22 protein-coding genes are annotated in these 23,761 nt (G+C 45.6%); 10 read left to right on the top strand and 12 right to left on the bottom strand.

Annotated features, from left to right (window positions below; all coding sequences use genetic code 11):
* Window positions 1-66 precede the first annotated feature (66 nt).
* Complete coding sequence (locus tag V202x_RS02430; protein ID WP_145170871.1) at window positions 67-1,767, top strand: hypothetical protein; 1,701 nt, start codon at window positions 67-69, stop codon at window positions 1,765-1,767.
* A 25-nt stretch (window positions 1,768-1,792) separates the two neighbouring features.
* Here the strand turns inward: V202x_RS02430 and V202x_RS02425 are convergent, their stop codons facing one another.
* Window positions 1,793-2,371: a sigma-70 family RNA polymerase sigma factor gene (locus V202x_RS02425; protein ID WP_197993180.1), complete on the bottom strand. Its 579-nt coding sequence runs from the start codon at window positions 2,369-2,371 to the stop codon at window positions 1,793-1,795.
* Window positions 2,372-2,668: 297 nt separating this feature from the next.
* On the opposite strand from V202x_RS02425, the gene V202x_RS02420 reads away from it, so the two are divergent.
* The 4 genes from V202x_RS02420 (at window position 2,669) to V202x_RS02405 (ending at window position 5,528) form a co-directional block, all read left to right on the top strand.
* A complete protein-coding gene (locus tag V202x_RS02420; RefSeq protein ID WP_197993179.1) occupies window positions 2,669-3,571 on the top strand; it encodes a DUF547 domain-containing protein in 903 nt (300 codons plus the stop codon).
* 79 nt (window positions 3,572-3,650) lie between these two features.
* The gene (locus V202x_RS02415; protein WP_145170867.1) at window positions 3,651-3,908 is read left to right on the top strand and encodes a hypothetical protein; all 258 of its coding nucleotides are present in this window, start codon (window positions 3,651-3,653) and stop codon (window positions 3,906-3,908) included.
* 80 nt (window positions 3,909-3,988) lie between these two features.
* The gene (locus V202x_RS02410) at window positions 3,989-4,561 is read left to right on the top strand and encodes a cytochrome P460 family protein (RefSeq protein ID WP_145170865.1); all 573 of its coding nucleotides are present in this window, start codon (window positions 3,989-3,991) and stop codon (window positions 4,559-4,561) included.
* A 217-nt stretch (window positions 4,562-4,778) separates the two neighbouring features.
* Entirely contained in the window at window positions 4,779-5,528 is a 750-nt protein-coding gene (locus tag V202x_RS02405) for a TerC family protein (RefSeq protein WP_145170863.1), read from the top strand.
* 13 nt (window positions 5,529-5,541) lie between these two features.
* On the opposite strand, the gene V202x_RS02400 is transcribed toward V202x_RS02405, so the two are convergent.
* Window positions 5,542-6,717 (bottom strand): substrate-binding domain-containing protein, encoded by a 1,176-nt coding sequence (locus tag V202x_RS02400; RefSeq protein WP_197993178.1) that lies wholly within the window; start codon window positions 6,715-6,717, stop codon window positions 5,542-5,544.
* Window positions 6,718-7,049: 332 nt separating this feature from the next.
* Here V202x_RS02400 and V202x_RS02395 point away from each other — a divergent pair, with 332 nt between their 5' ends.
* Complete coding sequence (locus tag V202x_RS02395) at window positions 7,050-8,060, top strand: DUF1559 domain-containing protein (protein ID WP_145170859.1); 1,011 nt, start codon at window positions 7,050-7,052, stop codon at window positions 8,058-8,060.
* A 101-nt stretch (window positions 8,061-8,161) separates the two neighbouring features.
* Window positions 8,162-8,569, top strand: a complete 408-nt coding sequence (locus tag V202x_RS02390) for a carboxypeptidase-like regulatory domain-containing protein (RefSeq protein ID WP_145170857.1) — start codon at window positions 8,162-8,164, stop codon at window positions 8,567-8,569.
* 138 nt (window positions 8,570-8,707) lie between these two features.
* On the opposite strand, the gene V202x_RS02385 is transcribed toward V202x_RS02390, so the two are convergent.
* On the bottom strand, window positions 8,708-9,721 hold the full coding sequence (locus V202x_RS02385) for a ThuA domain-containing protein (RefSeq protein WP_232098787.1): 1,014 nt from the start codon (window positions 9,719-9,721) through the stop codon (window positions 8,708-8,710).
* Between the two features lie 281 nt (window positions 9,722-10,002).
* Between V202x_RS02385 and V202x_RS02380 the strand changes: the two genes are divergently transcribed.
* The gene (locus tag V202x_RS02380; RefSeq protein WP_145170855.1) at window positions 10,003-10,749 is read left to right on the top strand and encodes an SDR family oxidoreductase; all 747 of its coding nucleotides are present in this window, start codon (window positions 10,003-10,005) and stop codon (window positions 10,747-10,749) included.
* A gap of 61 nt (window positions 10,750-10,810) precedes the next feature.
* On the opposite strand, the gene V202x_RS02375 is transcribed toward V202x_RS02380, so the two are convergent.
* The 7 genes from V202x_RS02375 to V202x_RS02345 form a co-directional block, all read right to left on the bottom strand.
* A complete protein-coding gene (locus V202x_RS02375; protein WP_145170853.1) occupies window positions 10,811-11,338 on the bottom strand; it encodes a peroxiredoxin in 528 nt (175 codons plus the stop codon).
* Between the two features lie 103 nt (window positions 11,339-11,441).
* Window positions 11,442-12,635, bottom strand: a complete 1,194-nt coding sequence (locus V202x_RS02370) for a hypothetical protein (protein ID WP_145170851.1) — start codon at window positions 12,633-12,635, stop codon at window positions 11,442-11,444.
* A gap of 83 nt (window positions 12,636-12,718) precedes the next feature.
* Entirely contained in the window at window positions 12,719-13,762 is a 1,044-nt protein-coding gene (locus V202x_RS02365; protein WP_232098785.1) for a cytochrome-c peroxidase, read from the bottom strand.
* 249 nt (window positions 13,763-14,011) lie between these two features.
* A complete protein-coding gene (locus V202x_RS02360) occupies window positions 14,012-15,679 on the bottom strand; it encodes a hypothetical protein (RefSeq protein WP_145170849.1) in 1,668 nt (555 codons plus the stop codon).
* A gap of 80 nt (window positions 15,680-15,759) precedes the next feature.
* A complete protein-coding gene (locus tag V202x_RS02355; RefSeq protein ID WP_145170847.1) occupies window positions 15,760-17,436 on the bottom strand; it encodes a hypothetical protein in 1,677 nt (558 codons plus the stop codon).
* A gap of 40 nt (window positions 17,437-17,476) precedes the next feature.
* A complete protein-coding gene (locus V202x_RS02350) occupies window positions 17,477-18,379 on the bottom strand; it encodes an ABC transporter ATP-binding protein (RefSeq protein WP_145170845.1) in 903 nt (300 codons plus the stop codon).
* The gene (locus V202x_RS02345; protein WP_144981002.1) at window positions 18,376-18,774 is read right to left on the bottom strand and encodes a GntR family transcriptional regulator; all 399 of its coding nucleotides are present in this window, start codon (window positions 18,772-18,774) and stop codon (window positions 18,376-18,378) included. The genes V202x_RS02350 and V202x_RS02345 overlap by 4 nt, the downstream gene beginning before the upstream one ends.
* A 214-nt stretch (window positions 18,775-18,988) precedes the next feature.
* Here V202x_RS02345 and V202x_RS02340 point away from each other — a divergent pair, with 214 nt between their 5' ends.
* The gene (locus V202x_RS02340) at window positions 18,989-20,461 is read left to right on the top strand and encodes a sulfatase (protein ID WP_145170843.1); all 1,473 of its coding nucleotides are present in this window, start codon (window positions 18,989-18,991) and stop codon (window positions 20,459-20,461) included.
* A 39-nt stretch (window positions 20,462-20,500) separates the two neighbouring features.
* Here V202x_RS02340 and V202x_RS02335 read toward each other — a convergent pair whose 3' ends face one another.
* Window positions 20,501-21,247, bottom strand: coding sequence for a sugar phosphate isomerase/epimerase family protein (locus V202x_RS02335; RefSeq protein WP_232098783.1), 747 nt, complete (start codon window positions 21,245-21,247; stop codon window positions 20,501-20,503).
* A gap of 406 nt (window positions 21,248-21,653) precedes the next feature.
* Here V202x_RS02335 and V202x_RS02330 point away from each other — a divergent pair, with 406 nt between their 5' ends.
* Complete coding sequence (locus V202x_RS02330; RefSeq protein ID WP_145170839.1) at window positions 21,654-22,064, top strand: hypothetical protein; 411 nt, start codon at window positions 21,654-21,656, stop codon at window positions 22,062-22,064.
* 163 nt (window positions 22,065-22,227) lie between these two features.
* Here the strand turns inward: V202x_RS02330 and V202x_RS02325 are convergent, their stop codons facing one another.
* Complete coding sequence (locus V202x_RS02325) at window positions 22,228-23,604, bottom strand: DUF1501 domain-containing protein (protein ID WP_145170837.1); 1,377 nt, start codon at window positions 23,602-23,604, stop codon at window positions 22,228-22,230.
* Window positions 23,605-23,761 lie beyond the last annotated feature (157 nt).

Genomic DNA, 23,761 nt, shown 5'->3' with positions numbered 1-23,761 from the left:
AGTCGACGAACGAGAGCCATTAGGGAACGGCGCAATCTGTTTATTCTAGTCTTTTGTGGAATACTGTTGTGGTTAGTTTACACACTCATCGTCTCGCTGAGTGCCAGATTCTCCTATCAGCCCCCTGGCGTCACAAGACCCATCATTGAAGTTTTCTGTTTGTTCGCTGCCGCATTTGCCATTTATCTCATGGCGTTACGTGTAGCAATTCAGGCGGGACAGCATCGGCAGTTATTACCCGTGATTGGTCTGTTTGCATTTAGCATGCGATTACTACTGCTCTTTTCGGAACCAATTCAGGAAGTTGACATTTATCGCTACATGTGGGACGGTCAAGCCACAATGCACGGCGTGAGTCCGTTTCGGTATAGTCCTCTACAAGTTCTCAATAGTTCGGCACAGCAAACCCTTGCACCAGATCTATCACAACTTGTAACAGCCAGAGACTCATCACCGGCAAATGAGGCAATCCTGAATCGAGTTCATTTTGCCGAGTTATCAACTGTGTACCCACCTGTCAGTCAAACCATCTTTGCACTTGCTGCTCTGACTACTCCCTCACATTCTAGTCTCAGTACTCATCTGATTGTGATGAAGTCCTGGATTGTGCTGTTTGACATGGCCACAATCTGGGTGTTAATCCTGATCCTTGGATTCACTGCAAAACCAGTCGGCTGGTCGCTAGTCTATGCGTGGTGTCCACTGGTACTCAAAGAGTTCGCCAACAGCGGGCATCTGGATTCAATTGCTGTCTGCCTCACAACTCTTGCTGTCTACATGATGCTGCGTGCTTTTTATAGTTCTGTCGATCAGATGGCTGCCATCAAAAACTCGAAACAAACATCTTTGTTATGGGGTATAGCTGCATCAATGATTCTTGCCCTGGCTGTGGGAGCAAAACTGTATCCTATCATTCTATCACCACTTTTGATTCTTGTATCCGTGCAGAAGCTGGGTTGGTCACGGGCAACAATGGTGGCATTCGTATTTCTTCTGGTCTCAGCAGGCGTATGCTGGCCGATGGTTTCACAGAGTGTTTCTGAACCGAGACTCGCAGCCGAGGCTGATCGTCGCCCTCTCGATTCACAATCTTCAATGCCGCCAATTCCTAACACTGAGGAATCTATCAATTCCATCGATGGCAACGCGCCACAAGCTCACGGCGAAGGGCTCACGATGTTTCTGTCTCGCTGGAAAATGAACGACTTTCTTTTTTTACTCGTGAGCGAAAACCTGACTCCCCTGGTAGAGGTTCCCACTTCTCAACGTCCGTGGTTTATTATCACTTCGGAAAATTGGCGGCAGTCTATTGTAACACAACTGGCAGCATTGACATCTCTTAGTCAGGAACAGGTTCCTTTTGCATTATCGCGTACGTTTACTGCCATTGTGTTTTTGATACTTGCAAGTTACTTTTGTTGGCGCGCGATCCGAGCAAATGAAGTAACTCATTTTTTGGAAGGAATTTTTTTGACTCTTGCCTGGTTCTGGCTGTTACTCCCAACTCAAAATCCATGGTATTGGACCTGGGCAGTTCCCTTTCTCCCCTTTACCCGTAACCGGGCATGGCTGGCCCTGAGCGGCTTAACTCTAATGTATTACCTGCGATTCTGGCTGGGATATCATTGGCCTGACCCACCAATGCCTTTCACAAACTATTCAGGAGAACATTTTTTTGACTTCGTCGTAACTTGGCTTGAGTTCGGACCCTGGTTTGTCTGGCTCGCGATGAGCTGGGCAATGAAACGATGGTGGTTTCATAAATAAAACTCTGAATCGCAATTAGAGAAGCTCAGACCTTTTCATCTGCTTGCCAGTGGGAACTGACACAGTGAGCAAGGTGCAAGCGAGCTCTATGGAGACGCACCCAGAGGTTTGACTGTGTGATGTTTAGCTCAGCACAGATCTCTTCGGTACTCATTTCTTCCATCACACTCAACATAAAAGCATCCGCCTGAGGTTCAGGTATGTGTGAAAGACACTCGCGCACTATCTGCCATAATTCCTCGCTCTCTAATCGTCTTCGTGGTTCGACGGCCCATCTCTTAGCTCCCTGACGCCAGAAACCCGACTCATCGAATAACTGATTTTCGAGTTCTGCTTCATGACCATGATCAGACACCTGCTTCAAGCGAGAACGGGAACGAATATAATCCACAATCTTGCGTTTGAGGATGCCTAGTAACCAGGCGCGTTGAGAACCTAAACCCTGAAACTGACTCTGATGTTTAATACCCGCAAGAAATGTTTCCTGCAAACTTTCCTCAGCTGCACTTACATCTCTTAAACGAGAGAATGCATACCGATAGAGGTAATCGCTGTAGGCATCGACCCACTCTGATGGATCGAGTTTCTGTTCGCAGTTTATCACCAATTCCTCCACACCAGTAAACACTCTCGAAATACGAAAACTGCACTCTAATTTTCATTTCTTGATGAGTCTGTGAATTCGATTACATTTTCCATCTAAATAGAGGCATTTCGTAAGATGTACCATAAGTCCATACTAATAAGCCGTTTGGACTGACAACCCGCCGCGAGAAACCTTTCATTTTCTAGAAATCTGGAAAAACAGTGTAAGTAATAATGAAAAGCTCCGTCACCTGAAGGTGCTGAAAAAGGACAAAACCATCGAGACAACACTCATTGTTTTGAGAAGGGAATCATTATGTTATGGACGAAAGGAAGAGTCTTGAAAACGTTCAGTAAAGAAATCATTGCTGTTCTGGTCATTACTGTCGCAATTGCTATCGTGATGATCGTCAACAGTGGAAATGTGGCGGCGGCCTCGAAAGTTTATGTTGGTCAGAACGTCTCCTCTAATGCTCAAGTTTCAATGGACCAAATCGATCATTCCAGTTGGGACATACTGCTTAAGAAATACGTCGATCACAATGGCTATGTGAACTATAAAGCCTGGCATGCGTCGTCAGCAGATCAGAAAGCATTGACGGCTTATCTTAATCAACTGTCGAAAGCAAACCCCAAGCAACCTGCCAGAAATAATGCAAAACTTGCCTTCTGGATTAACGCTTATAATGCTGTCACAGTACATGGAATCTTACGAGAGTATCCCACATCGAGTATCAGAAACCATACTGCAAAAGTCATCGGTTATAACATCTGGAAGGACCTTCAACTTGTAGTAGGCGGACAGGCAATCTCTCTTGAAGGAATCGAGCACCAGATACTCCGCAAAATGAACGAACCGCGTATTCACTTTGCGATCGTTTGCGCGTCAGTTGGTTGCCCTCGTTTGTTAAATCAAGCCTACACCGCCAGTGAAGTAGAGAAACAACTTGACGTTAATACAAAAGACTTTTTCAGTCGACCACAAAACTTTCGCTTTGATCAGCAAAACAAACGGTTCTACCTGTCTTCGATTTTAAGTTGGTTCGGAACAGACTTTGGTGCCAATCAAGCGGTTCAATTGAAAACAATCGCTCCCTGGCTACCCGATCAAACGGCGCAGAATGCTGCGAGGCAAAACTCCGTTCGTATTTCATTTCTGGACTACAACTGGAAGTTGAACGATCAAGCAAATCTAGGACGAGTTGCCGGACGTCGTTGAGTTAGACAAGGATTGAGAACATCGGAAGCTCGATAGGAAGAAATTAACATTTAATGGATCGCTATGGAGCGTCTACTCCATGTTGAACTGCAAACAGGTCACACAGTTAATCTCGAAGTCCTTCATACAGCGACTCTCAATCAGAGAGCGGTTGAGTCTCTGGGTTCATGTGGGAATGTGTGGCACCTGCCGTTCGTTTCGTCGGCTACAGAATAAACTGCACAACACAATACGCGGCAAAATCACCGAGAGCGAAACCGACTCCGAGAATCAACTTTCAGAAACTGTGCGAGAGCGAATGAAGGCTGTTGTGAGGTCGCAATTGAAAGATGATTGAACAAACAATACCAAGACAAATTGATATGAAAAGTGAAATCATTACATCAGGACAGAGTCGTACTATACGAGGAATGAACAATGAAGCGATTGAGTATTGCGGCAATCATGTGTTTCTCCCTTTTTGGAATCTGGCTGGCACTGAAACCACCAGAAGCAGCCTCTGCTCAAAGTGGGTACCGCGGGGGAAGTAGTACCAGAGAGGGAAGCAACTCGCGCAGAGGGTTTCAGAAGACCCGTCCCTTCGAAGACCGATTCTGGAACTATCTGATATCACAAAAATATGAAAACTGGGCCCCCGTTCCTGGAAAAAACGATGGATTTTCGAAAGGGGAAAGCCCCCATGGCGCTTTCTTAAAAATGTATCTCAACCGAACAGCAGGGGGAAATCCAAAGCAACTTCCGAATGGTTCAATCCTGGTCAAAGAGAACTATGGTCCAGACCAGAAGACTTTAATGGCTGTAACGGTGATGTACCGCTCCAAAGGGTACAACCCCAATGGAGGAGACTGGTACTGGGCGAAATATAATCCTGATGGAACGATCGCCCGAAAAGGAAGTGTCAAGCTTGCGGGAAAAGTTCAAGGTTGCATTGCGTGCCACAGCGAGAGCGCGGAGGGGAATGACTTTGCCTTCTTCAATGATGGATCATAAAAATAACAAAACAGGACGAACAACCATTATTAGTTGCGATTGAGTAATGTGAGAATTTTTGTTTAGTTAAAACCCTGATGTAGTAAAATTCGCTACATCAGGGTTTTTCTTTTAAACCACGACGATTGATCCTCCGTTTGCCATTCCCTGTTCAGAGTCCAGTCGTTCTGTATAATCAGATACACTTGGAATTGTATCGTCCCTCATTGGAGAAAGCATGTTTGAATGGTTGGCCAGCCCTGAGGCTTGGATTGCGTTAGCGACATTAGCAACATTAGAAATCGTTCTGGGCATCGATAACATTATTTTCATTTCGATCCTCGTCGGTCGGCTCCCTGAAAAACAACGTGACCTCGCCAGAACATTGGGTATCAGTCTGGCAATGGTGGCACGACTGATTCTGCTGTTTTCTATTTCGTGGGTGATGGGGCTAACCGAACCCTGGTTTTCAGTTCTAGAACGTGAATTCTCCGGTCGCGATTTGATATTGATAGGCGGGGGTTTATTCCTGTTAGCTAAAGCAACACATGAAATCCATAACAGTCTGGAAGGTGTTTCTCGTCACGAATCAAAGTCACCTGTTGCAGCAAGTTTTGGAGGAGTTCTGATTCAGATTGGAGCGCTGGATATCATCTTCTCACTCGATTCTGTGATTACTGCCGTCGGTTTATCAGACCATGTTTCGATCATGGCGATTGCCATCGTGCTCTCAGTCGTAGTGATGCTTGTGGCTGCAAAACCAATTGGAGATTTTGTCGATAAACACCCCACGATTAAAATCCTGGCGCTCTCGTTTCTCATCCTGGTCGGTGTGACACTCATGGTAGAAGGTTTTGATGTCCACGTGCCTAAGGGCTACATCTATTTCGCTATGGCCTTCTCTGTTACTGTCGAAATGCTCAATCTACGGATGCGCAAAAACCAAGCCGAGCCGATTCATCTTCACAAACAAATGGGTGAAGATTAAATTGAGCCTGTGATCAGTCTTGATTGTGCTTATCACGATAAGAATTCGGAGTCATTCCCGCTGTACGTCTAAAGAAGTCACTGAAACTGGCAGCATGGCTCATGCCAATGAGATGAGCTATTCGTTCCAGAGTGAAATCGGTTGTCTGCAGGAGTTCACACGCACGGTTAAAGCGAACGCGACGAATCTCTTCAGTGACGGGGCTACCCGTCTGTTCTTTGAACTCAATTTGGAATGTGCGCAAGGGAATATGAACATGATCGGCAACATCAACGACACGAATTCCTTCGCAAGCATGTCGTCGAATGTACTCCTTGGCACGGTCAATATCAGTCACAGGAGCCCGCCGCTGTCCAACCGTTGATTCGCGAACAGAAATCCGGTCGGCGGGAACCAGAACGGTTTTTCGGGCCAGACGTTTACCCTCAATCATCCGCATCAATAAACGTGTAGACTCATACCCAATCTGAAAGCTTGGAGGATGAACACTGGTAATCGGAGTCGAAAAAAGGCGAGACGATTCCGAATCGTCCACTCCAATTAACGCAATATCTTCGGGAACTGAAAACCCGAGACTTTGAATCGCATTCAGAGTCGCAATCGCATAGTGGTCATTCAGAGTGACCACAACAGCTGGCTTTGGTAACTTGGCCAGCATTTTCAGCAGATCAGGTTCCGGTTCAATCAATTCCGCTTCTTTCGTATGAGAAATAGGAAGATAGGCTTCCATTTCACAAGCTCTAAAAGAAAAACCCTGTTCCTTACAAAACTGGGCTAATGAGTTCTGTCGATGTAACGAGCCATCTGAATTCTGGTATCCCACAAATCCAACATGACTGCGTCCAATACTACGAATATGGTTACCAGCAATTTCAGCAATCGACTGGGAATCGGTAAAGACACTGAGTACCCCACTGGCAGCCAGATCACCACAAGCCATTACAATGGGAACTTTACCACGCTTGAGCCAGTCGACGAGATAATCGATTTTGCTCGAACTGGCAACGACTCCATCAACACGACCAAGCCAGGGGGGAGTCGCGTGTTCATAATCTTCAACATGGTCTGACTCGAAAAGATAATCACAAAGCCGTAAATCAGGGTGCTCGTCGGCGAACTGTAATACTCCTTTAATCACGCGATGTGATCGTACGGAGGTACGCTCAAGAAAAAGCCCGATTGCGGTCATGTTGCGCCTCATTTAATCAAACCTGCACAATGATTAGTCATTAAAACCAGTATATCGACTGCTGCGCAAAATCGTAACAACTGTTGCGCAAAATATTAAAAGAGTAAATACAATTACTTATAAACCCCTAAGTGTTTAACGGACAGAATCTTACGCCTTACTCAAATAATCAGAAGGCAACAAGACGGTAGACAATCTACTTCTGATCTCAATTAACGGACTTGTTCTTGCAATTAACCAATTCATAATCTGACTCGTGTTTTTTTGAGTAGTTTTAACAATTTGAGATTTCTACTCACCTATCATCTTTTTCATTTCAGGAGGCCAGTTTCATGTTAAGTCCCCGACCAGGAAGATCACGTGGTTTCACGCTGATCGAGCTACTCGTTGTGATTGCAATTATTGCGGTCTTGATTGCCTTATTGTTACCTGCGGTCCAGCAGGCACGCGAAGCGGCCCGCCGTTCGAGTTGCAAGAATAATCTGAAACAGATTGGGTTGGCGATCCACAATTACTATGACACACACCGGGTTTTCCCAGGTAACATTACCGAAACAGCAGGCGATCAGCGTAATACTTCATGGATTACCTTGATCCTCCCATTTATGGATCAGGCTGCCGCTTATAACCAAATGATATTCTCAGGAACTGACTGGTCGATGCAAAGTGGTGCCAATCTCAATTGGCAAGTCATGGAACAATTACGTGTGAGTATTCTCAATTGCCCTTCATCACCTATGCCTAAAACACGATCACTGACAACAAACGGAGCAACTCAAGGAATTGGAGCACCAGCAGCATTTTCCGTTCAGACTGCAGACTATGCAGGTGTCTCTGGCGGATATCACCGACCGAATACTACAACTGTTCCACCTGGAGGAGTCTGGACGGGCTATGGGTGGGACCACAAAGTCGGAATTATTATCAATATGACATCCCAGACGGCAGCGATACGGATGGCGAATATTACAGACGGAACATCCAATACAATTATGGTAGGTGAGCACTCCAGCTACACAATTCGAGACTCAGATAAAGCGAAAGTAGATGCACGTCCTTCCGCTTGGGCAGGTGGCCCCTGGGCGGCAGGCCCAGCAACTTATGCCTGGCTCGGATGGTCAGCAAACGTAACGATTCCCCGTTATGGAATTAACTATAATGGTCCAGGTTACGGTCATGAAATTCCTTATGGCGGACATAATGGTTTTCGTTCCGAGCATACAGGGGGAGCTCATATTCTACTTGGAGACGGCGCCGTTCGCTTTGTGAGTGACAGTCTCGATTTCAACACACTGCTTGCGTTGTCTCAAACTGAAGATGGTATTCCGCTGGGAGAATTTTAAATCTTACGATCGCCAGAGAACCAGATAGCGAACTCTCTGGCGATCTTTCAGTAGATTACTACACAAAATCAAATGATTCTGGAAACAGAAAGGATCATACTATGAGTCGTATACAATCGATTGGCTTAATATTATTAGTCTTGAATCTCACTGGATGTGGTGATAGTGGTCCGGAGTTAGGAGTCGTAACAGGAGTTGTATTCGAAAACGGTTCTCCCATATCGGGCGCTATGATTGAATTCTTTCCTGAAGAAGGTATCACTTCGACTGGAATCACCGACGAAGAAGGGAAATATTCTCTTAAATACAATGACCGTGTCGGAGCCGTTGTAGGACGGCACTCGGTTCAGATTACGCCTGGCATGGCAGCAATCACAAACCCGGATTTAGAATCGAATCAAGAGGCTCCTCCGATGAAGTCTCCACCGAAGACCATTATTTTGCCAGAGAAAATTACAGTGGAATCTGGTAAAAATAATATTGATCTCAAACTGCCTGGAAAAAAGTAAGCGTTGGCAAATTATATGGCAATGTGTATTTAGCAATATTGTATTCTTCGCCTGCAAAGAATACAGCCTGACGACTGGCGGAACCTGCTTAAAATAGCAGATTCCGCTTTTCTATAGCCGTTCCTGAACTCAGAAGGACTATGGTGCTTGAACCGTTGGTTCGTTGTCTTTCCATTTTGTATTGGGTAATGGTTGTGTGACTTTTCCCGTAGCCGCCCATTCAGTTCCTCGCTGTAAAGTAATCTGGAAGCCGGTCCCTTGCAGGGCAACGGTATCATGCCCCAACGTGGTATGGAACACACGACCTTTTCCATAATCGACCGTCATCATAATCGGCTCGTGCTCACCGGTCCCTCGTTCACTCGGTTCGGAATAGGCGGTCGCTAACACAGTCACATTTTCTGCCGGGCCTCTTAACTTGCCATAGACTTCATCGGCAGGATGCATCCATTCTCGAGGTAACCCTTTGACAATGGGGTGCTCAGGCTTGCGAACTTTGACGACGACAGGAATCTTCGTGCCATGTGTCCCCCCCCTGCCAGGAGTTGTATCTTTAATCCATTTGTCACCACGTAAGCGCAACATGGGGCCCGAGGTTTCATCACGACCTCCCCAACCACCGACGGCAATCATTTTGTTATATGCGGGCCAATCCGAAAAAGAATTGTCGGCGGCATGAACGACGACAAAGCTGCCACCAGAAGAAACATATTTATCAAATGCCTGTTTAACTTCTTCAGGCCAACTCTGACCATTATAGTTACTGACGACTACGTCATACTTTTTGAAGTCAGGACGCCACTTTTTCCAAAGCGCAGGTGCTTCCTGTTGGATTTGTGCTGCTTTTGTTTTCCATTCCGCAAGCTGCTTCTCGTAGTTTTTCTGTTGGCCCTCACTCAGTTTCCCCTTTGGTTTGCGCGGCTTTCTGGGAGGGCTGGGAGGCGTGGTTGAGACTTCGACTTCAAAGCGACCGGAATTCTCCAGAATCTTTTTGAGCAACGGCGTGGTCTGTTGCCATTGATGATTATTCTGTCCATCGATCAAGAGGACTGACAGCTTTTTATCAGCTTTGTCTGCCGCAAGGCAATAAACAGGGCAGATTATAATAAGAATGCATAATTTCAACACTTGTGAAAGGGATGAGCGTTTCAACGGATATCTCCTCAGAACTGATTTCGATGATTTATGTGAATATGGTTCATCTATGTCGATCTACTAGATTAAACTAACGGTTCCTCCCAGCCAAGTCACTAAAAAACTCTCTTTTGAAGTCCGGCATGAATCAAAAATAATTAACCATACTTTAGAAATAGAACACCCTTTTGAATCGCTTTAGCTTATAGCCCTGTCTCCCTGCAAAAATATCCTTATAATGAAAATAGTTCATTTCTCCCCTTTCCACATTCGCGATAGATCAAATCAAGAGTTCTATTATGAAAAATGCAGTTATCATTACGGGAGGTGGACGCGGAATTGGCGCGGCGACATCGGTACTAGCCGCTCAAAAAGGATATTCAGTTTGTGTGAATTATCGCAGCAATGAAATGTCTGCCAATGACGTCGTCTCTGAAATCCAGAAAGCGGGTGGTGAAGCAATCGCCGTACAGGCAGATATTTCTGTCGAAGCTGACGTCGAACGATTATTTCAAATTGTCGACGATCAGCTGGGAACTTTGACGGCCTTGGTCAATAACGCAGGAATTCTCGAACAACAGATGAAAATGCAAACCATGACCCTTGATCGCTGGCAGCGCATCTTCAATACAAACGTGTTTGGCAGCTTTCTTTGTGCCCGTGCTGCGGTACCGAGAATGTCGCGATCTCGCGGAGGTCAAGGAGGCGCTATTGTCAATGTTTCCTCTTTGGCAGCATATACGGGTTCTCCCTTTGAGTACCTCGATTATGCTGCATCCAAAGGTGCACTGGATACATTCACCAAAGGACTGGCTAAGGAAGTCGCGGAAGAAGGGATTCGCGTGAATGCAGTGCGTCCGGGATTCATTGCAACAACAATGCACGCTGATGGAGGCGAACCGAATCGAATCGAACGTGTGAAAGCTCAGGTACCGATGAAACGAGGAGGAACTCCTCAGGAAGTTGCCAATGCGATCGTCTGGTTGTTATCGGAAGAAGCTTCCTTCACAACAGGTGCTTTTATTGATGTCGCAGGCGGACGATAAAAAAACAGGAGAACCCGAAAACGAATTCTCCTGGTTTGAATCTTGCACGTTTAAGCCTGGCTTAAAGTGTCTTGTCACCCTTCTTCCAGTTACAGGGAACATTTTCACCTGTCTGAAGTGCATCAAGTACTCGTAGAACTTCTTCAACATTTCGTCCTACGCTTAAGCCGTGGATTGCTAACCACTGGCAGACGCCTTCCGGATCAATCAGGAAAATACCGCGAACAGCGATCCCGGCATCATCCTTCAGAACACCATAATCCCTGGAAAGCTGATGTGTGCCATCAGCCAACATAGGATATTTCAGGCCTGCCAACTGAGGATCCGCGTCGCACCATCCCTTGTGTGAATACTTGCTATCTGTGCTGGCGGTCAGAACCTGGCAATTACGACTTTCGAATTCACCGAGTGCTTCATTGAACGCAACTAATTCGGTAGGACAAACAAATGTGAAGTCCAACGGATAGAAAAAGAGGCAAACCCATTTTCCTTTGTAGTCTTCCAGTTTGTAATCTTTGAATGAATCGCTGCTACGATCATAACCCTGCAAACAAAAATCAGGAGCGGGGTGCATTACTTGAGCTGTCATTTGACTTTACTTACCTTCAAAATATTGGTGAGAAAAAATAGTATTTGTTACAAAGACGCGGACTGGTTTACCATAAAATCAATCCGCGTCGTGAGCGTCTGTTTTAGAGACCGGCTTTAATCATTGCCAGTGAACCAGGTGACTTTTCAGGATCTTTCCCCTGAGTTCCAAAAGTCGTCAGATAAAGATTACCATCTTTATCAAAAGCAATGGCCGCAGGCTTATCGAGGGCAATAATTTTTTCGGCTGTCACTTTATCGCCATCAATTTTCAGTTCAAACAGGCCTCCCTTTTTGGTGTCCACCCAGGAGAAATCAGTCGCATATAACTTTTTGGTCTTGGGGCTATACGCTAAACCGGCGATATCACTTAGACCGGTTTTCAAACTTTTGTTGAGCTTTCCTGTAGCAGGATCATAGAACGTCAACAAAGCGTCGTTGGGGACATTCATTTCACCCATCTGACCAATCACAAGTTGTTTTCCGTCCGGAGAGAATGTAATGGCAACCGGTGCATCTACATTAGTAGCTTCCTTGGTTGCGATAGTGAGTTCCAAAGGCCCCGCTTTACCATCTTTGACAACAGATTTGGCTACCCAGCCCTTGGTGTCATCTCCGTTACAAGTAACAAAGATATTTCCACCACCAACGGCAACTCCATAAAAGTTACCTTCTCCTTTAGCAGTTTTATCTCCCGCTTTGATGGGCCCCAGAGTTTGTACGGCCGTATCTTCTTTCACCCACTTCGCCAGAGGTTTGTCACCAACTTTGTAGATTCGAACGAGTTCTGAACCGTCGGGACGGCTACCATCGCCGACAACCAAATGGTCTTTATTCAAAAATGCCAAGCCCAGAGGACCGATATTGTACTTCGGGCCTTTTCCATAAACATCGGTTGGGTAACCGGCAATTTCCAGATCAACGGTTTTGCCTTTGGAGTCATAGCGATAAACACCGTAACGACTGGCAACAAACACATGGCCAGTTCCATCTTGAATAGCAATCCCGCTCGGATTTTCCAGGTTAGTAACCAGAGTTTTGACAGTCACAGCAGGCTTTTTAGGCTCTTCTTTCTTTGGTGCTTCTTTTTTGGGAGCTGGTTTTTTTGCATCTTTCTTAGGATCTTCCTTTTTAGCAGCCTCTTTTTTAGGTTCTTCTTTTTTAGCGGCTCCTTTTTTCTCATCGCCTTTTTTATCACCTTTTTCATCGGCGATCAGCAGATTACTTCCAACGGTCAGGCATAACGCTGTAAGGCAGCATGCACTTGCTTTCAAGATTAGGTGTAAATTCCACTGCATGGTGTTCATCTTCCTTTGAAAAGGGGATTTTCAATTAGTAACTTTGTCTCGTCACACTCTGTTTTAAAACAAGCGACGAAACGCTATTTTGGTAGTTCAGGTGCTTTATGCTCAGGATATTTTGAACTGGCCAAACCTTCTTTCATGAAGGTCACCAAATCATTAACTTCCTGAGGGGATAAATTCAATTTGAAAATTTCTTCATCAAGAAATTCGTTAGGAACACCACCTTTATTATAGTGTTCTACGACTTCTTTCAAAGTCTGCATGCTGCCATCGTGCATATAAGGCGCAGATCGGGCAATATCTCGTAATGTTGGCGTTTTGAAACTTCCATGATCGCCTCCCAGTTTACTAATGGCTTTTCGCCCCGTATCTGGTTCTTTGGCATCTATTCCCACACCAATATTATGAAAGGCGTTGTCGGTAAAGTTCGGTCCCGCATGACAGGCACTACAGGAAGCTTTTCCGAAAAAGAGTTTCATACCCCGTTGCGCAGATTCGGAAAGGACCTTTTTGTCACCGGCTTTAAAGCGATCATAGGGAGCATCTCCCGAGAGAATCGTACGCTCATAGGTGGCAATTGCTTTGGCGATAGTATCAGCGGTAGCGTCAGAGCCAAAAACTTTTTGAAATTGTTTCTTATAACCGGGAATGGCATTAATGCGATCGACGGCTTCCTTCAGTGTCAGATTCATTTCGATCGGATTGGCGATGGGCCCTAACGCCTGCTCTTCTAATGAACCGGCACGACCATCCCAGAAATGAAACCGGTTATAGGCAGCGTTGATCACAGTGGGAGAATTACGGCCTCCTTTTTGCCCTTTGAAACCAGTCGCGAACTGATCTGCATTGCTGTATCCCTTCTCGGAAGCATGGCAACTGGCACACGAAATGGTGTTATCACGAGATAAACGTTTGTCGAAATACAGCTGTTTGCCCAATGCAATCTTTTCCGCCGTGGGGGGATTATCTTCAGGGAACTCGATTGGAGGCAAACCAGCGGGAACTTTGATTACCTCTTCTTCTGCCTGCACTCTGGAAATGCTGCACATGAGAACCAATATTAAGGCAACGCTCGCCAAAAATGCTTGCGTCACTCTGAAATGTTTTGCGACAGCCATCATTTCTCCTCAATATATATGGCGATATCCGTGTGGTCGGAAAGCAATGTCAGTGTTAAGTGACTCACAACCCTGTAAACTACCTAGCCACACTAGAATATCTTGAGTTAGAAAATCTACCTTAATTGTTTATTTTTAGTCGCTGCGCTCAGGACTGCAAGTCTCTACTAAGGCTGATTTGAACTGAAAATAAGAATTTCACACGATTTAAGGCTAAGAGGGCGGAAAGTGCCTACCCATAACAGAGATGTGTTAGCGATGTCGGTTCCAGGAAACCGCCAGTGGAATCGTGGCAAAAGGCGTTATGGCGAGTACGAGTACTGAGGAGAGAAATAGTCTGACGATGTTTTGATCTGTTTTCCAAAACCCCCAGAAAACCAAGGGCATCAACAGACAAAACACAACTGCGGCCCAGATCGTTGTAGAATTGATCAATTCTTTTCTGTGTGCATTCAAATAAGCGATAATTGTACCACTCCAAATGCAAAAGGTCAGCAACAGAAATGAACCATGCAGGAAGCCGGTCTTCATTGACTCCGGAATCAGAACGATGCCTGCAATAAATCCAGAAAACAAAAGGCCAAAAAAAGTAAATAACACACCGGCAGTAAACCGTTGGTGTCCTGTCCAAAATAGAGAAAGCGTATTCGCGATTCCTGCCCAGAATCCAACCAACACGAGAACCGGTAATGCAATAAAAAGCACTTTTGAATCATGATTGACGAACCAGTTCCAATTGCTACTGACGAGATCAAGTCCGTAATATAAAGCCGCTATGAAGTAGCTGACCAGGAAACTAAGCAGAGCGATTACGATTACCGTCAGCACAACACACTTGATCAAATTACGAACCAAAACCGCAGAGAAGTCCTGATCTGAGAGCGGGGCGATTGCCAGATAGCCTTTCATTTCAACCATATTCCGAGTTGAAAGTGCTTCTCCGAGGATCAAAAATAGCGAGATCGCAGAAAAAAACAAAAACATCATGGTAACCACCATGGGACTTTCGTTCGCAGTCTGATTCTCCATTCCCAAAGTATTATAATACGTGAATTGAACCAGATTCAGGATCAAGGCAATACTCCCTAAAAACAAAACCAGCAAGATCGCACGGCGACAGGAATCACGCCAATGCAATTGAGCCAGCGCACTGGATTTTGAAACGGGAATGTCATCGGTTTCGTTCAACGCTCCACTCGATAATTGGTTTAGCCAGGATTCAAAACGATTCCAGTGCAGACTGGGCTCAGCAGTACTAGAGCGAACTCGGGCAAACGACACAATGCCATACACCCACGCCACAACAAACACCAATTGTAGTATGACAAATTCTGAAAGTGTAACATTACTCCAGGGAACGATTTTCTCACTGAATCCGTGTGGATAATAGCGTGAAATGAACCACCAGAACATCGCAACAATCAAACCAATCCAGAACAATAATCGTCCGAAACCCCGTGCATGCAAATTCCAGTATGCACAATGCCCAACCATCATCAGAGTGGCAATGAATAGTGTTGGACCTAAGACAGGCCAATAATCGCTGAGCCAGTTTTCATCAAAAAAGACAAGCCGATAAAGTCCATTGGTTATGAGACTGAGAATTATAACGGTGCCAATTGTGATAAACATCAGACCGCTGGCAATCGAAGCCGAAGGAAGCGGAAGACCAAAGATGAATTTCTTGACGCCCTGTAACGCTTGTAAACAAACCGAGATAAAGACAAGCCATGAAGTTGCCAGAAACGCGAAATGAAAACTAAATGGTCGAAAGGCTCCACTCTCAATAGGCCCCTCAACGAGTAGAATCAAGCCTCGCAATGCCAGAGGGCCCAAGACGAGCAGGCTAACACCAAGAAAAGCGCCCCACCAGGCTCGTTTCACAAATGTTTGCGTCACCACATAAAACATATGCGTCATGGTTTCACCCAATTTTCACTCAAATACATTCGCATGTTTTGAATATCAACTAGCAGTTTTAAAAAGAGTTTTTAGCACCTTTATCGATGTCGATTCCAGGATAAAGCCAGTGGAATCGTAGCAAATGGGGCAATAATCAATACCAATAATGCTGGAATAAAGAAGATTCCTATAATGTCATCAATTCGAGAAAGATTCGGATGTTTAAAATAGCAGGTCAGAATTGAACTCACTAACCAGAGTAGACTGGCAATCACAGCCGTAGATGCTCTAATCCGTTTTTTTTGGTATGCAACCACATAGGCTGCAATTGTGCCTCCTACTATCAGAAACGGCAGGGTGAGTAAAACACCCGCAAAAATATAGCTGTAGATGACATTTGTGCGAAAAAACCGATTTGAAACACTGGCAAGTCCCATAAAAAGACTAAAGCCCCCGAAGAATACACCAATCATTGTGTAGTAAAACCAGGTCCGGCCTGTCCAAAGTATCGAAATCATGTTCGCCACTATGATCCAGAACCCGATTACCGTATAAATGGTGTATTTCACCCACAAACCAGCGAAAGCATTCCAGTTTAGATCTCCGTTAAAAATCTCTGGTCCTTCCAAAAACATGACTCCAGCATAACTAAGTATCAGGCCCCCTTGAATCAAGAGAAGTGTCAAGACACACGCTTTGATCATGTTCCAGAACAAAGTCGCATTAAAATCATTATCGGAAAGTGGTGACATCGCCAGAAAACGTTTCATTTCTGTTCGACCTGAGGCAGAAACCCCTTCTCCAATAAGTAGCGCGACGATAACAGCCGCAATGAAACTAAACACCATTGTGACGATCACAAAGCCTTCAACCTGTCGGCTAAGGCTCGTTCCAAACTCTGCTCTAGACGTCAGGTTAACGGCTAACACAGAAATCATGAACAAGGTTCCTCCAATGATCACAGCACGATGACACGAATCGCGCCAATGCAAACGAGCTAATGAGGTCCGCTTAGAAAGAGGAATCGGTGTGCTTTCAGGGATGGCTCCGGTGAGTAAGGCGTTCCACCAGACCTGCATTTGCTGCCACTGCGGGCTGGGAACTGCGATGCCAGACCGAACTTTGGCAAACGCGCGGGTTCCCTGATACCAGGCCGCTACGCTCACCAGTTGTAACGTGATGAACTCCCAAAGCGTCACGTGACTCCAGGGAACAATCTTTGCTTGATATCCGTTGGGATAATAACGTGAGATGAACCACCAGAACATCACGACAATCAAAGTAATCCAGAAAGCGACTCGTGTAAAACTAGGTGCATAGAGACTCCAGAAAATGTAATGCCCCACCAAAATCAATGTGGTAATAAACAGCAATGGCCCCAGCAGTGGCCAATAATCGGCGAGCCAGTTTTCATCAAAAAATAGTACTCGATAGGCACCATTCGTCACTAGTTGCAATACAATCACCAAGACCACTGTCGCCAACATCAGCCATGTGGCAATCACTTTCGAAGGAACCGGCAATCCCAGGCAGATCTTTTGGCATCCCGTCAACGCATGCAAACAAACCGCGAGAAAGATTATCCAGGAGACTCCCAGGTAAGCAAAGTGATAAGCAAACATATCCTGTTTGCGATAATCGAAATTCAATCCCTGTAACCGAGTAATGATCAGAAACAGCAATGGACCTGATACCAACGTTCCCACTGCAAGCAGAGCACCAAATCGCGCCCGTTTACAGAAATCTTTTGTCGTTACATACAAGGCGGATTTCATAAGTTACACTCCGATCTCCTCTTTTCATTCATAAACTTCATCAATTTGCAGAAGATCGTTCGACCGATTTCATTCGAGCTACAAAGATTTCTTCCAACGTTGGTGCTCCCTGCTCCAAAATTTCGCAGTGCATTGCTTCCAACTCTGCTTCGAGTTCCTTTTTCTGTCCATTACATACGATCTTCCATTCTCGACCTGAACCCGACCAGGTGAGCGCACCTGTTAACTGCGGAAAATAGGGCTGTGGTTCCGGGAAGCTGACCGTGAGCTGATAGTGCGAAACCAGGACCTGATCCAAAGGACTTGCCAGCAAAATACGTCCCTGATCGAGAATGGCAATCTGATCCGAAACACGTTGCACTTCATCTAAAAGATGAGAGGAAAACAAGACCGTGCGTCCCTCATCCACGACCGTGCGAATGATGGCATCCAGAATATCTTTGCGAACGACCGGATCGAGGCCCGAAGATGGTTCGTCGAGTACCAGTAATGGTGGTCGATGTGCCAGTGCCAGTAGCAATCCGGCCCGTGCTTTTTGTCCCCGTGATAACGTAGGCACTTTTTGATTCAGAGTCAGTTCGAACATGTTTCGAAGTTCTTCGGCATAGACCGGATCCCATTTTGGATAGAAGGCACGGGTAAATTCGAACAATTCTCGAATCGACATCCATGTGGGAAGATCCCTGTTTTCTGAAAGATGTCCAATACGTCCCAGAACGCCGGGAGGATCTGCTACAGGGTCTAAACCAAATACACGTACGACGCCTTGTTGTGGCTTCAGAAATCCTAAAACATGTTTTAACATCGTTGTCTTACCGGCGCCATTTTCTCCCACCAATCCGAAGACGCAACCTTCAGGAACCGATAGATTGACTTCAGACAATGCCTGTTTTTTCCCAAAGCGACGGCTCAAATTTTGAATTTCAATAACATGCTCGGTCATTTTACACCCTCTTTGTGTGAATCAAATTTCTGGCTACGCTGACGTAGTAGCTTCAGTAGTGTTTCTTCATCGACTCCTAATTGACGTGATTCCGTCAGTAGAGCATCCATACGCTCATTGAGAATACGGCGTTTTTCTTTGTTTGATAGGGGGGAAACACCGTTCGAAATGAAAACGCCGGCACCGCGTTTTGAGATCACGACTCCTTCCGCTTCCAGCTCACGGTAAGCCCGTGCCACCGTATTCGGAGTGATTGTTAATTGCTGTGCAAGACCGCGCACAGAAGGGAGCTGCTCATGTGGTTCCAAACGCCCGGAAGCAACCAGAAACTTGATCTGATTCGTTACCTGCTGGTAATAGGGAGTACCATCCGCTTCTGATAATTGAATCTGCATTTAATCTCCTCACAATCAACTGTATCAACACAGTAATACAGTTGACTGTCGATGTCAACAACTTTTTTCGATTAATTTTTAATTCTACAATGCTTGCATTAATGACTTTGAAATATGATTCGAAACATCCTTGCGTATGCACCCTGATCTGTTCAGAATAAAAAAGACGAATGACTCGCTTTCTTATAGAACATCTCTACGAAAGTCATCCCTAATGCACAATTCAGCTAAATCCTTGCATCTAATGCTGCTCGCCTTACTGCTCTGCCCTGCTCTTTCTTTACGTACTGCATCTGCACATAAACCAAATGTGTTGTTCATCGCTGCAGATGATTTGCGGTGTGATCTGGCCTGCTACGGTCACCCTTTAGCCAAAACTCCCTACCTGGATCAACTGGCAAAACGTGGTGTTCTTTTCAAGCAAGCCTACTGCCAGCAGGCGTTATGCAATCCGTCACGGGCTTCAATCATGACCGGTCGCAGACCAGACTCTTTAAAAATATGGGATTTGCCAACCCATTTTCGCGAAGTCAAACCAGAGATTGTCACACTACCTCAGTTATTCAAACAACAGGGATATTTCACACAGAACATCGGAAAAATTTTCCACAACTGGAGGCAGAATATTCAAGGGGATCCGGCATCATGGTCTGTGCCTGCAGTCATGCATTATGCAACTCATGGCAGTGACAAACCGATTATCAGCAAAAACGAAGAGCTGCCTGTGAATCTGGCCAAAGTACTAAAAACGGAACGTCGCGATGTACCTGACTCTGCTTACTTCGATGGGCGCATCGCTGATCTTGCCGTTAGTGCCTTACAGGAACTCAAAAAGAAGGAGATGCCTTTCTTCTTAGCGGTTGGATTCTGGAAACCACATTTGCCCTTTAATCCTCCGGAAAAATACTGGAAGCTTTATGATCGGAGTCCGATTACTGCTCCTAAAAATCCCACGCCGCCCAAAAATGTTCCCCAAGTTGCCTTGCATAATGGCCGTGAACTGCTGGGAACGAAAGGTAGAAAGTTAACGACAAAAGAAGTCATCGAACTACGCAAAGGCTATCTGGCAGGGATCAGTTACCTTGATGCCCAAGTAGGGAAAGTCATTGATGAACTTGATCGGCTGGGGTTAGGTGACAACACCATCATCGTCTTCTGGTCAGATCATGGTTTTCATCTGGGTGAGCATGGTCTGTGGTGCAAGACTTCGAATTTTGAAAATGATGCGCACGTACCTTTGATGATCTCTGTTCCAAAAATGAAACAGGAGGGTACAGCTTCCAAAGCATTGGTAGAGTTACTTGACCTGTATCCCACGCTGGTCGAACTTTGCAACCTGCCTGACCCCGGCCCACTAGAAGGTAAAAGTCTCGTTCCACTACTCAATGATCCCACACAAAAGGGGAAAGCCGCGGCATACACGCAACACCCACGCCCCGCGTATTACAAAGGCAGTCCCCGATTGATGGGAGTCTCAGTCCGCACGCCCCGCTATCGATATACCGAGTGGCGGGATTTCAAAACAGGCGCAGTCGAAGCACGGGAACTTTATGACCATAGCGTGGATCCTAACGAAAACACCAACATTGCCGAATCTCCCTCCGACGATGTTCTGTTTCAAAAAGCGGTGAAACTACTAGAAAAACAATTCCCGCGCAAGAAACTGAATCGCGTGCACAGCCAATGATCGTTTCGCAGTTCCGACTCTGAAAAAAAGCAGCTCGGTTTAGATCACAACTGATTCCAATAGGAGTCGTAACTTACGAAGCTCTAAAGCGCGATCTACACCGTTCAGTAAGGATGGTAGGACTTCCACTGAAAGAAACTGATTATATTCCTCTCGTTCGAGTTGGCTGATCAATCGACTGTAATCAATTTCACCCAATCCCACGGGCACTTGAACTTGATCGCTGGTGGAATCTCTTAAATGGACGTGGCAGACATAGGGAAAAATTAAATCATAAGAAGTATTGCTGTAAGGACCACAGGTATAATAACTAGGGTCCAATGTAATGCCTAAACCTTTAACAGACTGACATAGTTCTGTCGCTGTTCGTGGGTCTTCGGTGAGCTGGCCGGTTTTTGTTTTGATCGAAAGACAAATACCATCGCGACTGGCAATTTCCAGTAGCGTTTTCAAGCGATCGATTTCGGAATTAAAAGGTGTTCCCAGAGGAGAAGAAGGAATTGTAATCTGAGCAATTCGCATCAGCTTCGCCGTTTTACACAACGATTGAAACATCTCGGGGGTAATGTCATTTTCCAGACAAAAGGCAATCGGAGTCAACCGCGTGGCTTCCCGAAAACGTGAATAGAAATCTTCCGGAGAATCGACCACCTCGGATGGCTTCAGATGATCACTCTCTTCATCCATCCAGATCTCAATTTTGTCAAATTCCAGATCCGTTAATCGTTCACAACTGACTTCGAACGATTCATCCGAAAAACAACGTGATGATGCAGCTACAAACACGCCGAACACTCCCTTGTTGGCAAATAACAAAGCAAGGTGAGCACTTCGCCACCGACGATGCCTTGCCTCAAAAACTCAAACAACAAAACAACCCACTTTAACCAGTTTACACGAATTTAGTCATAGAGTAGGAAACTATGATAATTTATCCCGGCTTTGACGATTCTGCAAGGTCGATCAGTTTTGAATATTACAGCGGTTTTCCTTTTCTGGGGGATTTTAACTATTGTTGCTCCCAAACATGCCGATAAAAGAAATAACTCGTTTGCTGATCATTGTCCGGTCTCCTAGAAGGCAATGGATGCTTTTTCAACGTTTGACATAAACGATACCAATATTTGCGAGCAAGAGTCTCTGTTTATAAGTAGACCTACTCACACTCAAATTTCAGGGGGAAAGTAAGCCAATGAAACCTCAACTGTTAGTTACAATGGCCGCTTGTTTGATTCTACCTTTAAGTGTAGGATGTACAAATAGCCAGGTTATTCGAGGTCAGTCGGCCGATGGTGAGTTCATGATGCAGCAACAAGCTGAAATGGTCAAATACCAGCAGCTGATGCATCAACAGCAGGCTGGACAACAGGCGCCAATCCAGCAAATAGGCCACAGGCACCACAGAGCATATTGTCCTCCAGGACATCGTGGCTGGAACAATGGGCATAAAAATGTCTATCACCACAAAAAACGCCCCAATCACTACCAGACTTACAAATATATTCCCCCTGCGACTGTTTATCCTCAACAAAACCAGCCTATGGGAATCGTGCAGTACCCTTATTACACACACAAAGGACCCGATGATTTCTTCCTGAAATAAGAAATCACAGTTTACTTCCAATAAACACTCAAAAGGGTTGATTGAGTTCGTTCTCAATCAACTCTTTTTTTATGCAGAGTGAAACGCTTTAGTTGGTCAGGCAGTGTGTATTTCTCTCGACTCAGAAACCAGTACAACACTCAAGACAAAATTCATACAACAATCAGGTCAACTCGACAATGGGTTTGCCTTTGGGAAGAATCGGCATTGGTCGACCGCTGTGATCGAGAAATTCATGGTTCTGGTCGATACCCAGAAAACGATAAACTGTTGACAGCAAATCGTTGGGATCCAACTTGTTATCTTTCGCGTAGGCTCCATTGGCGGTCGTAGAACCGATCACCTGCCCCATTTTCATACCACCACCTGACACTAAAACAGACATCGCACCGGGCCAATGGTCGCGTCCGGGTTGCATCACTTTCGAACGAGTTCCCTTTTGAGGATTGATTCGTGGCGTACGCCCAAACTCTCCCGAAACGATGACCATCACTTTTTCATCGAGACCCCGCTCATAGATATCTTCAATCAGAGCGGAAACCGCGCGGTCAAAGATCGGTAGCCGTCCCCGCATATCATCATACAAGTGACCGTTGACCGCATGGATATCCCAGTTTCCTGCACTACCTGGAGTACTGGGATTTTGCATCTGCATCGTTACAAAACTACTGCCGGCTTCAACCAGTCTACGAGCAAGTAATGCACGTTGTCCCCATTTGTGACGACCATATTTTTCTCGGGTCGCATCGCTTTCCTGCGTCATGTCAAAAGCGTTACGGGCTCGATCACTGGTGAGCATCTCCAAGGCACGACGATTAAATTGATCCATGGATTCTAAAGAACCGCTCTGATCCAGGTCACGACGCATCTGATCAAAGGAGGTCAATAGCAGCATGCGATCATCAAGACGATTCTTGAGCTTCTCATCCATAGTGATATTGGGAACCTGGAAATTACTCCGGTTTGGATCAGCGCCTACTACAAATGGTAATGCTGACTCTCCCAGATAAGCACTGCCTCCCCCATAGACGCGCGGTTGATTACCAATGTAATTGGGAATGCCATGATTCACATGGTCGCGCATCCGGGAGACAATCGGCCCGATTGTCGGAAACTGAGCTATAGGATCCAGTGGTCTTAATGGATCACGACCAGAAAGGAAACGCCCTGCCCCACCGGCATGATTCGCAAAGCCATGTGAGATTGAGCGAATAATCGTAAAGCGATCTGCCACTTTCGCATGCAGCGGGAGCATCTCACAAATATCCATACCCGGTACTTCAGTATGAATGGGATTGAATTCTCCACGATATTCGACGGGGGCATCCGGCTTGAGATCATAGGTTTCCATATGGCTGGGACCACCCTGCAGCCAAATCAGAATGATCGATGTATCAGGCGCCGTTTTTGCGGGCGAGGCTGCTGCAGTTCTCAGCCGCAGCAAATCTCCCAATCCTAAGCCACCTAAAGTAAGAAATCCTGCTTGCAGGAATGAGCGCCGTGATTGAGTTATCTGGAGCGAATTTGCAGAACAACTCATGGTCAAGTCCTCGGCTAGTGGTATCAGGAAGGATTGGCAGGTGGGTTCAATTCAAAACCGATTTCATTACTCGGTTATAATTTTAATAGGAAGGCCAATTCACTTAAATATCTGCTTATATATCTTAACCGTTTGTAACCAGGACTGCAAACTTTTA

It is taken from the genome of Gimesia aquarii (assembly GCF_007748175.1).
Taxonomy (GTDB): Bacteria; Planctomycetota; Planctomycetia; order Planctomycetales; family Planctomycetaceae; genus Gimesia; species Gimesia aquarii_A.
This window is presented reverse-complemented; position numbering and strand designations above follow the sequence as displayed.

Coding starts and splice junctions, on each gene's coding strand:
- V202x_RS02420 (WP_197993179.1), top strand. CDS start 2,669: ATGTTATGGACGAAAGGAAGAGTCTTGAAAACGTTCAGTAAAGAAATC.
- V202x_RS02415 (WP_145170867.1), top strand. CDS start 3,651: ATGTTGAACTGCAAACAGGTCACACAGTTAATCTCGAAGTCCTTCATA.
- V202x_RS02410 (WP_145170865.1), top strand. CDS start 3,989: ATGAAGCGATTGAGTATTGCGGCAATCATGTGTTTCTCCCTTTTTGGA.
- V202x_RS02405 (WP_145170863.1), top strand. CDS start 4,779: ATGTTTGAATGGTTGGCCAGCCCTGAGGCTTGGATTGCGTTAGCGACA.
- V202x_RS02400 (WP_197993178.1), bottom strand. CDS start 6,717: ATGACCGCAATCGGGCTTTTTCTTGAGCGTACCTCCGTACGATCACAT.
- V202x_RS02395 (WP_145170859.1), top strand. CDS start 7,050: ATGTTAAGTCCCCGACCAGGAAGATCACGTGGTTTCACGCTGATCGAG.
- V202x_RS02390 (WP_145170857.1), top strand. CDS start 8,162: ATGAGTCGTATACAATCGATTGGCTTAATATTATTAGTCTTGAATCTC.
- V202x_RS02380 (WP_145170855.1), top strand. CDS start 10,003: ATGAAAAATGCAGTTATCATTACGGGAGGTGGACGCGGAATTGGCGCG.
- V202x_RS02375 (WP_145170853.1), bottom strand. CDS start 11,338: ATGACAGCTCAAGTAATGCACCCCGCTCCTGATTTTTGTTTGCAGGGT.
- V202x_RS02370 (WP_145170851.1), bottom strand. CDS start 12,635: ATGCAGTGGAATTTACACCTAATCTTGAAAGCAAGTGCATGCTGCCTT.
- V202x_RS02365 (WP_232098785.1), bottom strand. CDS start 13,762: ATGATGGCTGTCGCAAAACATTTCAGAGTGACGCAAGCATTTTTGGCG.
- V202x_RS02360 (WP_145170849.1), bottom strand. CDS start 15,679: ATGACGCATATGTTTTATGTGGTGACGCAAACATTTGTGAAACGAGCC.
- V202x_RS02355 (WP_145170847.1), bottom strand. CDS start 17,436: ATGAAATCCGCCTTGTATGTAACGACAAAAGATTTCTGTAAACGGGCG.
- V202x_RS02350 (WP_145170845.1), bottom strand. CDS start 18,379: ATGACCGAGCATGTTATTGAAATTCAAAATTTGAGCCGTCGCTTTGGG.
- V202x_RS02345 (WP_144981002.1), bottom strand. CDS start 18,774: ATGCAGATTCAATTATCAGAAGCGGATGGTACTCCCTATTACCAGCAG.
- V202x_RS02340 (WP_145170843.1), top strand. CDS start 18,989: ATGCACAATTCAGCTAAATCCTTGCATCTAATGCTGCTCGCCTTACTG.
- V202x_RS02330 (WP_145170839.1), top strand. CDS start 21,654: ATGAAACCTCAACTGTTAGTTACAATGGCCGCTTGTTTGATTCTACCT.
- V202x_RS02325 (WP_145170837.1), bottom strand. CDS start 23,604: ATGAGTTGTTCTGCAAATTCGCTCCAGATAACTCAATCACGGCGCTCA.